Annotated in this window: 8 protein-coding genes and 1 tRNA gene; 6 read left to right on the forward strand and 3 right to left on the reverse strand. The window is 35.6% G+C overall.

From position 1 onward, the window contains the following. Positions 1-43: 43 nt before the first annotated feature. Positions 44-130, forward strand: a tRNA-Leu gene (locus IT233_00545). Here the strand turns inward: IT233_00545 and IT233_00550 are convergent. From IT233_00550 to IT233_00560, 3 genes are all read right to left on the reverse strand, one after another. Then, positions 99-1691 (reverse strand): recombinase family protein, encoded by a 1593-nt coding sequence (locus IT233_00550; protein MCC7301107.1) that lies wholly within the window; start codon positions 1689-1691, stop codon positions 99-101. The genes IT233_00545 and IT233_00550 overlap by 32 nt on opposite strands. Then, positions 1688-1915, reverse strand: a complete 228-nt coding sequence (locus IT233_00555; GenBank protein ID MCC7301108.1) for a hypothetical protein — start codon at positions 1913-1915, stop codon at positions 1688-1690. The genes IT233_00550 and IT233_00555 overlap by 4 nt, the downstream gene beginning before the upstream one ends. A 552-nt stretch (positions 1916-2467) precedes the next feature. After that, positions 2468-3055: a hypothetical protein gene (locus tag IT233_00560; protein MCC7301109.1), complete on the reverse strand. Its 588-nt coding sequence runs from the start codon at positions 3053-3055 to the stop codon at positions 2468-2470. Between the two features lie 339 nt (positions 3056-3394). Between IT233_00560 and IT233_00565 the strand changes: the two genes are divergently transcribed. From IT233_00565 to IT233_00585, 5 genes are read left to right on the forward strand one after another with little or no spacing between them, the layout of a single operon-like run. Beyond that, positions 3395-4429: an ImmA/IrrE family metallo-endopeptidase gene (locus IT233_00565; protein MCC7301110.1), complete on the forward strand. Its 1035-nt coding sequence runs from the start codon at positions 3395-3397 to the stop codon at positions 4427-4429. Positions 4430-4445: 16 nt separating this feature from the next. Further along, the gene (locus IT233_00570; protein MCC7301111.1) at positions 4446-4658 is read left to right on the forward strand and encodes a hypothetical protein; all 213 of its coding nucleotides are present in this window, start codon (positions 4446-4448) and stop codon (positions 4656-4658) included. A 19-nt stretch (positions 4659-4677) separates the two neighbouring features. After that, positions 4678-7974, forward strand: a complete 3297-nt coding sequence (locus tag IT233_00575) for a DEAD/DEAH box helicase family protein (GenBank protein MCC7301112.1) — start codon at positions 4678-4680, stop codon at positions 7972-7974. A gap of 14 nt (positions 7975-7988) precedes the next feature. Beyond that, positions 7989-11783 (forward strand): Eco57I restriction-modification methylase domain-containing protein, encoded by a 3795-nt coding sequence (locus IT233_00580; GenBank protein ID MCC7301113.1) that lies wholly within the window; start codon positions 7989-7991, stop codon positions 11781-11783. After that, complete coding sequence (locus IT233_00585) at positions 11780-13648, forward strand: hypothetical protein (protein MCC7301114.1); 1869 nt, start codon at positions 11780-11782, stop codon at positions 13646-13648. Before IT233_00580 ends, IT233_00585 begins: the two co-directional genes overlap by 4 nt. Positions 13649-13650 lie beyond the last annotated feature (2 nt).

Below are 13650 nucleotides of genomic sequence, written 5' to 3' on the forward strand. Positions count from 1 at the left end.
GTCGCTGTTCTTTGGATAGGCAATGATAAGAACCCCGTAACATGCCCGGGTGGCGGAATTGGTAGACGCGCTGGTCTCAAACACCAGTGATAGCAATATCATATCGGTTCGACCCCGATCCCGGGTACCAGATCGGGATACTTGATATTTAATTCAGGTATCCCGATTTTTTTTTGCCCCAAATCCTGCGCCAATAGGGCGATGTAGAGCATCGCGCAATCTATTTTTTTGGTTCGACACTTGTCATCTTTTTTAGAATACGAAATTCCTTCAGGAAACATCCAATATTGCGCTTGTACTTTTTCGTAGTATGCCGCAGAACCCCAATAAACACTAAGGTTTTTAGCATATTTAAATAAATTTTTCACCGCTAAATCGAGGTTCGACACTTGTTGTCCCGCTTTTTGTAATTCTTGCTCGATTCCGACTTTTTCTTCCCTCAATTTTGCCTGAAATTTGGTGTATTGTTCCCCCGAAATCTCCTCCAAAACGAAGCGTTCCTCCAACCTATCTAACTTGCCTTGCACTTCTGCAATGCGTGTTCTAAGGAGGCTCGAAAAATCCTCTTTTTCCGCGTTTAATTTGCGGTACGTCCCCTTAAATTGATCCATCAGGAGTTGTTCCATATGATCGCCTCCAAGCGTGAAATACGAAAGGATTTTTTCGAAGCGGGAATGCAGCATTTTTGCGCTCACATTATTGTAACAGCCCTTGGTTCTGCATTTGTAATACCATAAATTTTTCTTCTTCACTATATAGCCCGGAATTCTGCTTTCGCAATGATCACATCGAAGGAAATTTTTAAGCGGAAGGAATTCATTTTCCTTTTTGCATTTGTATCCGCCTGAACGATCCTTCGTCATAATACCATGCACTTGCAGAAATAATTCCTTAGAAATAATTGCAGGATGTGTTCCCTGAATAACTTGTCCTTCCAATGTATTATGTGACATCAATCCGCAATAAAACGGATTGTGTAAAATGCCCGACATCGTTTGGTTTGGAATTTTCAAACCAAGTTTTGCTAATCGCTCGCGTATTTCTTCAGAAGTAATTCCCTGCGCCTTCCATTCAAAAGCTTTCTTCAGTAGTTCCCCTTTTTTATTTACGGTAATGATGCGCTTGTTGTTTATCCTAACGCTATCATAACCGAGTGGGGTGTGCTGAATCCATTCTCCTCTTAATAACGCTTCACGCGTTCCGTTAATGCATTTCTCTCTACGCACCTGATTATCGTATTCAGAAAAAATGAATTGAATGTTTTGTTGCAAACTTCCACTCGCGGTTTCTGAATCGGTAGGTTGAGTTACTGCAACAATATGAATTCCTGAAGTTCGAAGTTGCTCCTTTATATAAATAGCATTCGCTCCTGATCGAGAAAATCGATCAACGCTGTAAACAACTATGTAGGAAATTTTCTCTTTACTCTTTTTTACAAATTGAAGCATCCGATTAAATTCCTTTCGCTCATCGTTTTTTGCACTTTCATAAGTTCCACCAAACTCCCCCAAGACGATGTACTTATTTTTTATTGCAAAATTGATGCACGATTTCTTTTGAGTCGTAAGACTCATATTGTTGTCGGCTTGTTCCTTTGTTGAAACGCGTGTATAGATTACGCAATTTCCTGTTCGGGTTGATTTTGTTAGTTCCCCCTTTCCAAATTGATGGAAAATTTCTAATTCACTCATGCTGCTTTTCGTTTTAGTGGTTCTTCAGGATGAAGAGGAAAAATATTTCCTTCATCTTTTACGGGAAGCGGTGCGAGTGACATTTCGCGAGCGATGGTGATGTAAAAAAGTTCAGCGAACTTTATTACAGTCTTTGCAATCTGCTCTGCTAATTCATCCGGCAAGTTTTCCCAACCTTTCATTTGTTTTACTTTTTCTTTTGTTGTGATCGGTTTTTCTTCCATTTTTCATTTGGTTTTTTAACCGCACGTTCTTGGCTTTAAGTTCATCAATTACTGTGCAAAAGCATCCAATGTTCCAATAGTAAATTATTGAAATACAGCCCAAAACGGCAGATTTATTAGGTAATAAGACTTGGTTGTTTCAGAAGAAAGTCACATACACTACCAAAATCCCCCGATTTCAGGCGTATAAATGGAATTTCTCCCAATACAGCCACAAATCTATTTCAGGACTAAAGAATGGTTTCCATGAAATGTTCTGTGATGATTTGTTCTGCGGATTTTTGTTTTTTATTGTTGTGAAATGCGGAATTCAATTTTATTCTTCGCTTCACTTTCAATACATTTGATCACGATTTCAGAATAGCGCAGGACTCAAGATAAGTGCAGTTGAAAAAAGCCCCCAGTCCCCCGGTGGCTTTTTTTATTTTCATCTGATCGGAATGTGATATCGATGTGATGGTGATGTGATCGGAATGCGAAACGATGCGATTTGATGTGAAGACAATGGGACTCCTATGTGATGGGATTGAATTTTATTCGCACCTATCCCGTTTAGTACTTATGATTCGCAACAATATCATTAAACATTTTTACCTCGGCAATTCCAGAGTAACTCTTATCAATCAAATACATATTCTTCAATGATAAAAAATTGTAGTGATGGTCTTTATAATCCTGTAAAGAAATATTTTGCCCTCGTTTGAGAGCAATAGGGGTAATGTGTGCAAGTTTCCATCCCTGTTCATTTAATCTTGTGTTTTTATCCGCAACCATTTTTCCAATCAAGGTTTCATATTCGTTTTTCTTCCGTATGAAAGCAATCGGAAATTCATTTTTATTTAGGAGAGATTGAACGTCTATCTTTTTAATTTTTGATTTGCTTAACACCAAGTTTTTGAATACCCAATGAGCAGGTGTATTGTCAGTAGTAATTATTTTTCGTGAATGTGAATTAGAAACCTTTGTCCCTCTTGTTTCGCCTCCTTTACGGGTAAACAAAGTCATTGCATCATCGTCAATCCATTCCTTTAAAACGCTGTCCCACGCACTACAGATTTTATTCTCAGCGAATACGATTTTTTCGTTCTCAATTAACTGGATAAATATTGATTCCAAATGTTTCTTTATTTTATTCTCCATTCTTTTCTTTTTACTTCACTTTCACGTTCATCAGCAACGGCAAAAGGAAATCACGAAACGTATATTTAAGATTGTGACTACTTTCAGGATGAAAATAGTCATTATTATTGGTAGAGAATGAACAGGATAAATGAAATCTGATTTTCAATGCTTTAGTTTTAAATAACAACTTAATCGTTGTCCTAACAATTTTTATTGAAATTTAATTTGCTCTTATTCAATATGATAACTCTAAAAGTAAACCCGTTGAAAAATATATCTGTAAATTTTTAGTTCGTATTTTAGAATTTTTATACATTTGCTCCGATCAAAGGTGAAAAAGATATGTTTACTACAGTTATGACAAAAGTGAATCCTGAAATGATTGTGTTGGCGCGTGAATCACGCGGGCTTTCACAACGTGAATTGGCTGACCGATTGGGAATTTCCCCGGCTCTTCTTTGTCAATTAGAACAAAGCAATCGATCATTAAGTGATGATATGGTTGAGAAACTGGAGAAGGAATTAAAATATCCTCAAGGTTTTTTCGGACAAGAAGGTGAGGCATATTTAACTTCCACAATTAATTTCCGCAAGCGTTTAAAAGTTCCGCGCAATTTAATTTCTTCTATTGAAGCCAATATCCAGGTTTATCGTTTGAATATCGAACTTCTACTTGAAAAGATAAAAGTTCAGAAGCAAGAAATTCCGCACTTCGATTTGGAGAAGTTGGGTTCGGTGCAGGAAGCTGCGAAAAAACTTCGCAAATTATGGAACGTACACGCAGGCGCGATAGATAATGTAACAGCCCTTTTAGAATCGAAAGGAATTATTACAATCGCTTTTGATTTCGGAACGGAGCGTGTCGATAGTCGCGTTGTACTTACACGCAGCGGGTTTCCTGTAATCATTTACAACAAGTCTTTATTGGGAGATCGTCAGCGATTTACATTGGCTTTTGAATTAGGACATTTGGTTCTCCATTCAAGTTTAGTTGATTTTGGAGATCGCGATATTGACCATGAAGCAAATTTATTTGCTGCCGAGTTTTTGATGCCCGCGAATGATATAAGAAGCGATTTCAAGGATGGCTTGACCATACAGAAACTTGCTGATTTGAAAAAGAAATGGAAAGTATCTATGCAAGCACTTTTGTTTCGTGCGCACGATTTAGAAGACATAACCTATAATCAGCGCACCTACTTGTTGCAACAGTTTAATGAAATGAAAATACGCAGGAGAGAACCGCCTGAACTCGATATTAAAATTGAAAAACCAAAATTGCTCCGCGATATGTTCACCAAATATCGCAACGCACTAAAAGTAACAGTTAACGAATTGGCAGAACTTTTTTATATGACCGAGGAAGAATTTATGACGAGATATACGATGTAGAATTAATAAGAGTACTATGAAGACAGAAAGCAATCAAATCAAATTAAAGCCGTATTCAATGACAGAATTAGCGCGTATTTATGGTGTTGACCCACGCACCTTGAAGAAGTGGTTAGTTCCTTTTGAGAAGGAGATTGGTATCAAGCAGGGAAGGTTTTTTCAAATCCCTCAAGTGAAATTGATTTTTGATAAACTGAGTCTTCCAACCAATTTAACTATTGCAGCATAATAATAAACTGAAGAAAAATATGTCAACAAACATTTTTACAAATGAAGGCGAAAACAGTCTATTGAAAAAGTTCAATGGCGTTTTTGACAACATGACTAATTTATATGCATTCCGTGCAGTAGTAGGATATTTTAGAGCCTCCGGATATTTTGCGGTCAGGGAACATTTGATGAAAGTTCCATCTGTAAAAATTCTTGTTGGAATTGACGTTGATCATATAGTGGGAGAAGCTCAGCGGAAGGGTTTACTTTTCACTGGAGACGATGATAAAACTCGTCAAGAGTTCATCAATTGGATAGAAAAAGATATCAAGGATGCTCGTTATGCAAAAAATGTTGAGAGTGGAATTCTTGCTTTCATTGATGATATCATAAACAAGCGATTAGAAATACGGGCGCATAAATCAAAGCAACTTCACGCAAAGATTTATATTTTCCTGCCAGAAACATTTAATGAGCATACAGATGGACGTTTAATTACCGGATCGTCTAATCTTACGAGCGCAGGATTAGGAGCAAAAAAGGAAGCGAATAATTATGAGTTTAATGTTGAAATAAAGGATTATTCCAATGTGAAATTTGCATTGGATGAATTCGAGAAACTTTGGGTTGACTCTACGGATATTCTTCCTGAAAATTTCCAAAGTCTGAAAGAGAATTCTCACATTGATAAATTATTTACTCCGTTTGAAATATACATCAAGTTTCTTATAGAATATTTCGGCAGAACGATTGAATACGATCCGGAAACTGTAGGTGACGTACCTCAGAATTTCAAAAAACTATCCTATCAGATTGATGCCGTGAACCAAGGTTTCCAAATGCTAATGGAACACAATGGATTCTTTTTGGCTGATGTTGTTGGTACTGGTAAAACAGTTGTTGCGGCTATGCTTGCGAAGCGGTTTATTATTGCGAATGGCACTCAACACACAAAAATTCTTGTTGTTTACCCTCCACAAGTTGAAAAGAACTGGAAGCGAACATTCCGACAATTTAATATTGACAGATACACGAAATTCATTACCAATGGAAGTCTTGATAAAATAATTGAGGATTATGACACGCATGGTTATTGGCCAAAAGAAGATTATGATTTGATATTAGTGGATGAGGCTCATAAATTCAGAAATCATACTTCACAAGCATTTCAAAGCTTGCAGATCATTTGCAAAGCCGGACGACAAAATAATGGGAATATAGAAAGTGAAGAAAAGAAAGTGGTATTGATTTCTGCTACCCCATTAAATAATCGACCACACGATATTTATTATCTCTTGCAATTATTTCAGGATGCACGCAGATCTACGTTGCCGGAAACAAACCTGCAATCATTCTTTGCCGGAATAATTGACGAATACAAAATCATCAAAAATCAGGATGTGCCGGATATGGATGCTTTGAGAAATCTTTATTCGAGAATTCGTCATCGCGTTTTAGAACCAATTACGATTCGAAGAACCCGAAGGGATTTAGAAACCATTGATCGTTATAAAGAGGATTTAATTCAGCAAGGAATTCGTTTCCCGGAAATAGAACCACCTTATGCAATCGAATATCAGCTTGACAAGAAGTTGAATCTTCTTTTTTATCAAACAATCCACTACTTAACAGATGAGCATGCTATAAAGTATTTCAGATATCAAGCAATTGGTCATTTGAAAAAAGCGATTAGTGATGAATTTTATGAGAGTCCGGCAACCATATCAATGGCATTAGCAGGAATCATGAAGACGATGTTAGTGAAGCGATTGGAAAGTAGTTTTTATGCATTCAAAAAGTCGCTTACAAATTTTAAGAATTCAACCTCTCGAATGGTAGAAATGTTCGAGAAAGGAAAGGTTTATATCGCTCCTGACTTGGACATTAATAGATTGATCGATGATGGCTGGTCTGATGAAGAAATTGAAGCAAGAATTCTTGAAATTTCAGATGATAAACCTGAGAACAGAGTTTTTGATGCCGGGGATTTTGATGATAGGTTTTTGGAAGGATTAAAGCATGATCTAAAACTATTGACAGAATTGTGCGCTGTATGGGATACAATTGATTACGATCCTAAATTTGATAGGTTCCTCGAAATGATGAGAGGAGAGTTGTTTGACGATGTGAAAAATCCAACAAAAAAATTAGTGATATTTTCTGAATCAAAGGATACAACAGACTATTTAACTCAACAATTGACCGCAAACGGGTTTCAGAACTTATTGTCAATTGACAGTACAAATAGAAAGAATAAATTTGAAATCATTCTCGAAAATTTTGACGCTAACTACGATAAAGAAAAAAAGAATGACTTCAACATTATTATAAGTACAGAGGTTTTAGCTGAAGGTGTCAACTTGCATCGTGCAAATGTTATCGTCAATTATGACACGCCTTGGAATGCAACACGTTTGATGCAGCGTATCGGTCGTGTAAATCGTATTGGATCAGTCGCAGGGAAAATTTACAATTACAATTTCTATCCTTCTTCACAAGGAAATGATCAAATTCAATTGAAGAAAACATCGCTCTTGAAATTACAGGGGTTTCATACTGCCTTTGGGGAGGATGCACAGATTTACACCCTCGAAGAGATTATTGAAATAGTAAAATTGTACAAGGATGGCATGCCGGAAGACGAGGACATGAGATTACGTTATTTAGAATTTATTCGGAATTTTAAAGAGAATCAACCTGAAGAATTTAAACGAATCAAAAAGTTTCCGGTGAAAGCAAGAACCGGACGAAAAGCAAATGTTGAAAAAAATCACAGCAAGCTTTCAATTTGTTTATTGAAGTCTGAAGTGAAAAAGGAAATCTACAGGATCAATAAAGACAATACGGTTTATTCTCTAACATTTGAAGAGGCAGTTAAGATTTTTGAAGCCAAACAAAATGAGAAGGCATTTGCTTTGCCTGATTTCCATTACGATCAGATAAATAAAGCAACTGAGCAGTATGAAGCTGAATTAACTAATGATGAGGCGCAGGTTACTGCTCACAATACAACAGACGCAAGAGCTAATTACATCAAAAAATTTCTTCGTGATATCCGCAGCTATGCTTTGAATGATAGTTTTGAAGACGCATACAAAGTGCTTATTGAATTGATTGAGACCGGAACATTTACAAATTTAATTACTGAATTGGATCGAATCAGAAAGAAGGTTAATAATAAGAAAAAACCTTTGAGCCTCAAGGAAGCAGAAAAGGAAATCATTCGCTTAAAGGAGAAATACAGTTCGAGAAATCAAGCCGTAATTCAGGATGATCAACTTGGAATTATTAATGCTGAACCGGAAATTATTATTTCAGAAACATTTATTGACTAATTTATTTTTTGCAAATGACAAAAGAACTTATAAAGGATTATTTAGAAAGTGCTTATAAGCGCGAAAATTGGATCGCCCTAATTCGCGAGGTCTTCGTCAATGGACAATTTAATGCCAAGCCCGTTGAAATATCTATTGCCAAAAATGATATTGCTGAAAGTGCTTATGAATTAGGTTCGTTTGAAACTTCTGATAAACGTATTATTGGTATTTACGAAATCAAGATCAAAAAGAATTTAAATCTTGAACGAAATCGTGTTGGACTTAGGCAGTTATTGCGTTCTGTATATAAGCAAGTAGATGGTGCTTTTATAGTTTTTGATCAGGGGAAGAAATGGAGATTCTCCTACGTCTCAGAAGTTAATTCCCGCGATGCAGAAGGCGTTTTGATAAAATCGTATACTGAACCAAAACGTTTTACTTACTTATTTGGAGAGAACATAAGTAGTAGAACTGCAATTGAACGCTTTTACAAATTAACTGGGAATCCCGTTGAGTTAACTGCAATTAAGGAGGCATTCTCAGTAGATTCTTTAACTAAAGAGTTTTATCGAGAATTAAGTGACTGGTATTTTTGGGCATTGCAGAATGTTGAATTTCCGAATGACGAAGAAAAAGATTCTGAAGTCAGAAATGCGACCAGTACAATACGATTAATTACGCGGATAATGTTCGTTTGGTTCTTAAAACAAAAGGGACTAATTCCGGATGAGCTGTTCGACAAGAATGAGATTGATCGTATAATAAAGTACAACGATAAAAAGGGAAGCACTTATTACAAAGCGATATTACAAAACTTATTCTTTGCGACATTAAATACCGAGATGGGCGACAGCAACAGAAAATTTGTTGACAGACAGTATGGCGTTCAAGGATATTATCGTTACAAAAGATTTTTTAAAGACGTGGATCGCTTTTTAGAATTGACAAAAAACATCCCTTTTCTTAACGGAGGATTATTTGAAAATCTTGATAAGAACATTGGAACCGATGAAGCAATGAGGATTGATTGTTTTAGTAATAAATTAGAAAATGAAACCAGATTAGCAATTCCGGATTATTTATTTTTTGGTGACGATACAGTTGATCTGAGCAATGTGTATGATGATAAAAAAAGAAACAAGGTAGAAGTACACGGGTTAATTAATATTCTCAAAAAATACAATTTTACAATTGAGGAGAATACTCCGCTTGATGTTGAAGTTGCTCTTGATCCGGAATTGTTAGGAAAGGTATTTGAAAACCTTCTTGCCAGTTATAATCCGGAAACACAAAGTACAGCACGAAAACAAACTGGCTCATTTTATACTCCGCGTGATATTGTAGAGTATATGGTTGATGAGAGTTTGAAGGCATTCTTACTAAATGTTCTAACCGGAGTATCGGATACATATTTGGAATTTGGCAAAGAGCAAACTCATTTGTTTGGAAATGATGTAAAAAAAGGTCAGCTTAAAATGGAGGAGACCATTGAGAAATCAAAATCGGAACGTTTGCATTACGAGAGTTTACTTTACCAATTGCTGTCTTATTCAGACAGCGAACACCAGTTTACTGAGAAAGAAATTGCAATTATTATTTCAGCATTAGATAATTGCAAAATACTTGATCCTGCTTGCGGTTCTGGTGCATATCCAATGGGTATTTTACATAAAATGGTTCATATACTCCACAAAATTGATCCAAAGAACAAACTTTGGAAGGAACGGCAGATATCGAGAGTAAAAGCCGCTAAAGAAGCCGCTAATAATATTCAAGAACTTTCTATCAGAGAAAACATTTTGATGGAGTTAGATAAAACGCAAGAGGACATTGAAAAGGCATTTAATAATAATGAATTGGATTATGGAAGAAAACTATATTTAATTGAAAATTGTATCTACGGAGTGGATTTACAACCCATTGCTGTCCAAATTGCCAAGCTCCGCTTTTTCATATCCCTTGTAGTTGATCAAACAATTCATGAGGATCAAGCAAATCTTGGAATTCGTCCACTTCCAAATCTTGAGACAAAATTCGTTGCAGCAAACACTTTGATCAAATTGGAGAAAGACGGAAATAATTTATTTACCCATCCCGAAATTGCTAAGAAGAAAGCTGAATTGAAACGTGTAAGGTTAGACCACTTTGAAGCAAAAACACCTGGCCGAAAAAATTCGCTGCGAAAAAAAGATGAATTATTGAGAGGAGAAATCGCTGAATTACTAATGAATGAACATGAGTTGCAACCCCAAGCAGCAAAATTACTTGCTAATTGGAATCCTTATGATCAAAACGCGAGCGCAACTTTTTTTGATAATGAATGGATGTTTGGTTTAATAAGTGGATTTGATGTTGTTATTGGTAACCCGCCTTATGTTAGTCTACAAAGAATGAGCGATACCAAACAATTAAAATCGGCAGGATACGTCACATTTGAAAACACTGGAGATCTTTATTCCTTGTTTTACGAACAGGGAAATAATCTACTTAAACCAAACGGTGTTTTGTGTTATATCACTTCAAACAAATGGATAAATGCTAACTATGGAAAGAGTACTCGAAAATATTTTGCAACACAAACGAATCCTCTTATTCTAATTGATTTTGCAAAGGTTAAAATATTTGAAAGCGCAACGGTCTTCGTAAATATTTTACTCTCACAAAAGGCGAAAAACATAAACGAATTGCAGGCATGTACGATCGAAGGCGACAAATTGCCCGATATTGATTTAAGGGAATATTTCTTAAAGAAGAGATTTGTTTTGAAAAATCTTGATGAAAATGTTTGGAAAGTAAATAATGTACATGCGCTCAAAATAAACGACATTATTGAAGCAAAAGGGACAAAGCTTAAAGAATGGAAGGAGCTAAGTTTTTTCAGAGGAATAACTTCAGGGTTAAATGAAGCATTTCATATTTCGGCAGAACAGAAGGATGAATTCATTAGAACTAATAAAAAGAACTCCGAAATAATTAAACCTCTTTTAAGAGGAAAGGACATAAAAAGGTGGGGCTATGAATTTGAAGGATGGTATATGATAAATAGCCATAATGGTCTTAAAGGAAATCATGGAGTTAAACCAATCAATGCTGAGCGCGACTATCCCGCAATTTATAACCACTTAAAGAAATTCGAAAAGGAATTAAAATTGAGACAAGATCAAGGTGACAATTGGACGAATTTGCGGGATTGTGCTTTTTTGTTAGAATTTGATAAGCCAAAAATAGTTTGGATTGAAATTTCTGATCGCGCCAATTATGCTTATGATGAGGAAGGGATGTTTCTAACCAATTCGGCTTACTTTATTTCTGGAAAGAGTTTGAAATATATTTTAGGCGTGCTTAATTCAAAAGTTGCTGATTACTATTTCTTTCAAATTACAGCTACAATTGCTGGCGGTCGTAAAAGATATACGAAGCAATATGTAGAGCAGATTCCAATTCCGCAAATTACCGAGGACGAGCAAAAGCCATTTATTAATATCGTGGACTACATTCTATTCTTAAAATCTCTTCCTGATAATCAAGAGGCGAGAATTGCAATGGGCTATTTTGAATCCATCCTTGACGCAATGGTTTACGAGCTGTATTTTGATGAAATTGTAGCTGAGGAAGGATATCAAATTATTAAACATATCTCAAAACTACAGCCCCTTGAATCTTTTCCAACAGAGAAAGAGAAACTAATGCAGTTACTGAAAATGTATGAAAAGGTTTACCATAAAGACCATCCGGTAAGAAATAGTGTTTCCTATTTAGACTCAATACCCGAAATAAAAGAAATAAATAAAGTATTCAGCGATCCAAAATCTGTCATTGAATTATGAAAATAAAGTCCATACAATTTTTCGATTACCGGGCATTCTTTAATGGGAAGGATGAGCAATATCTTCTTTCTATTGAAGGGAATAACGTACTTGTCTATGGGGAAAACGGAAGTGGAAAAACATCATTTTACAGAGGACTTAAGGACTTCATAAACCCTAAAGATTTTGTCAGTCATAATCAAACACCAAGGTTAAACGAAGGATTTATTGAAATCCAATTCGATGACCTCACAACAGAGAGGTTTGATGACACCGGTATTAAATCGACAAAAAGAGAAGTCTTAAATTCTTCTAAACTCAATAGCTTCTTATCATACAAAGAGCTGCTCAGAACTCATTTTTTTGAAGAAGAGCAAAATGAAATTAATCTTTATAATTTATTAGTTGAGAATGTCCTAAGGGAGCATAACTTGGCTACGTTGGGAAAACTTGGCGAGAGTTGGGAAGTACTAAAGTCTCGTAAAATTAGCGAAGAGTTCGAAGGAATTACATTGTCTGCTCAAACCGAATCAATAAGTGCTGATACTGCAAAGGATCAGATAGAAAAGATAAAGGATGAATATAAGAATGCCGTTCAAAAATACAATGACGAATTAAAACACCTCTTAGTGGAAATTAATGGTGGGCTAAAAAATATTCTTAAATACTTTGATAAGAATTTAGAAGTCGAATTGGTTTGGAAAGAGGTAAAACAAGGAGAATTTGATAAGGCGAAAATATCAACACGTGTTATTTATTTTAGGAAGGAGATTAGCAATCATCATGATTTTTTAAATGAGGCAAGACTTTCTGCCTTGGCGCTTTCAGTTTATTTATCTGCAATAAAAACTAATCCGACTGCCAACACACTAAAACTAATGTTTTTAGATGATGTGTTCGTTGGTTTAGATATGAGTAATAGGATTCCGCTGCTTGAAATATTGAATACGGAATTTAATGACTGGCAATTATTTATGACTACCTATGATCGGCATTGGTTTGAAGTGGCAAAACGAAAACTTCAAGTTTTGGGTAATTGGAGTTTTTTTGAAATGTATGCGTTTGTTGAAAAAGACAATGGAACTCCTCCAATTACTTTATTCGAGAAGCCAATAATTAAAGCCAGTCAAACAAACTTGGCAAACGCTCTTCGTTATTTGAATTCTCAATTCGATCCTGATTACCCTGCTTGTGCAAATTATCTAAGGAGGGCAAATGAGGAACTGATCAGAAAACATTTGCCAATAAAATTGCAAAAGGCTGGCCTGAATGAAGAATCAGGTGAATTACAAAAACTGATGCTGAAGGATCTCTATGATTGCACACTTGTTTTCCTCAAGAGACTAAATCAAGATATCTCCACTCTGGAAGAACTCAAAAAGCAACATTTAAAAACACTTCTAAATCCTCTATCGCATTTCGATATTGAAACTCCTCTTTACAAAAGGGAATTGGAAGTAATTATAGAATTGACTGAGAAGCTCGAAAACTCACTTATAGATTTTAAGCCACTTTATAAGGAAATATTGTCAAGGCAATCATTTCTTCGTTTCAGTTTTAATTTAACTAATGTAGGTGCTGCTGAAAAGGGGTATTACGAATTCAAAATTAAGGACGATTTATATGTGTATAATGACGGTGGTGTTTTAAAGCTATCAAACTTAACATTTCAGTCGAGAAAAACATATACAACCTCAAATGGAGTCGCTACCAATTTAAATAACCTTCCTGAGTGGGGCAGTATTGAGGAAGGCTATAATAAATGTTATCAAAATGGGATTACTTCTTTTGCGGGACTCCAAAAAGAAGTAGATTATATTAATGCTGTGGAGTATAAAGATGAACAAGGTAATTGGCAATCGTTAAGAGGAATTTTTGTGTTATAAAA

The organism is Bacteroidia bacterium, from assembly GCA_020852255.1.
Taxonomy (GTDB): Bacteria; Bacteroidota; Bacteroidia; order JADZBD01; family JADZBD01; genus JADZBD01.

What these genes read in the sequence shown, in the direction of transcription:
- IT233_00550 (MCC7301107.1), bottom strand. Translation starts at nt 1,691, where the DNA reads ATGAGTGAATTAGAAATTTTCCATCAATTTGGAAAGGGGGAACTAACA.
- IT233_00555 (MCC7301108.1), bottom strand. Translation starts at nt 1,915, where the DNA reads ATGGAAGAAAAACCGATCACAACAAAAGAAAAAGTAAAACAAATGAAA.
- IT233_00560 (MCC7301109.1), bottom strand. Translation starts at nt 3,055, where the DNA reads ATGGAGAATAAAATAAAGAAACATTTGGAATCAATATTTATCCAGTTA.
- IT233_00565 (MCC7301110.1), top strand. Translation starts at nt 3,395, where the DNA reads ATGACAAAAGTGAATCCTGAAATGATTGTGTTGGCGCGTGAATCACGC.
- IT233_00570 (MCC7301111.1), top strand. Translation starts at nt 4,446, where the DNA reads ATGAAGACAGAAAGCAATCAAATCAAATTAAAGCCGTATTCAATGACA.
- IT233_00575 (MCC7301112.1), top strand. Translation starts at nt 4,678, where the DNA reads ATGTCAACAAACATTTTTACAAATGAAGGCGAAAACAGTCTATTGAAA.
- IT233_00580 (MCC7301113.1), top strand. Translation starts at nt 7,989, where the DNA reads ATGACAAAAGAACTTATAAAGGATTATTTAGAAAGTGCTTATAAGCGC.
- IT233_00585 (MCC7301114.1), top strand. Translation starts at nt 11,780, where the DNA reads ATGAAAATAAAGTCCATACAATTTTTCGATTACCGGGCATTCTTTAAT.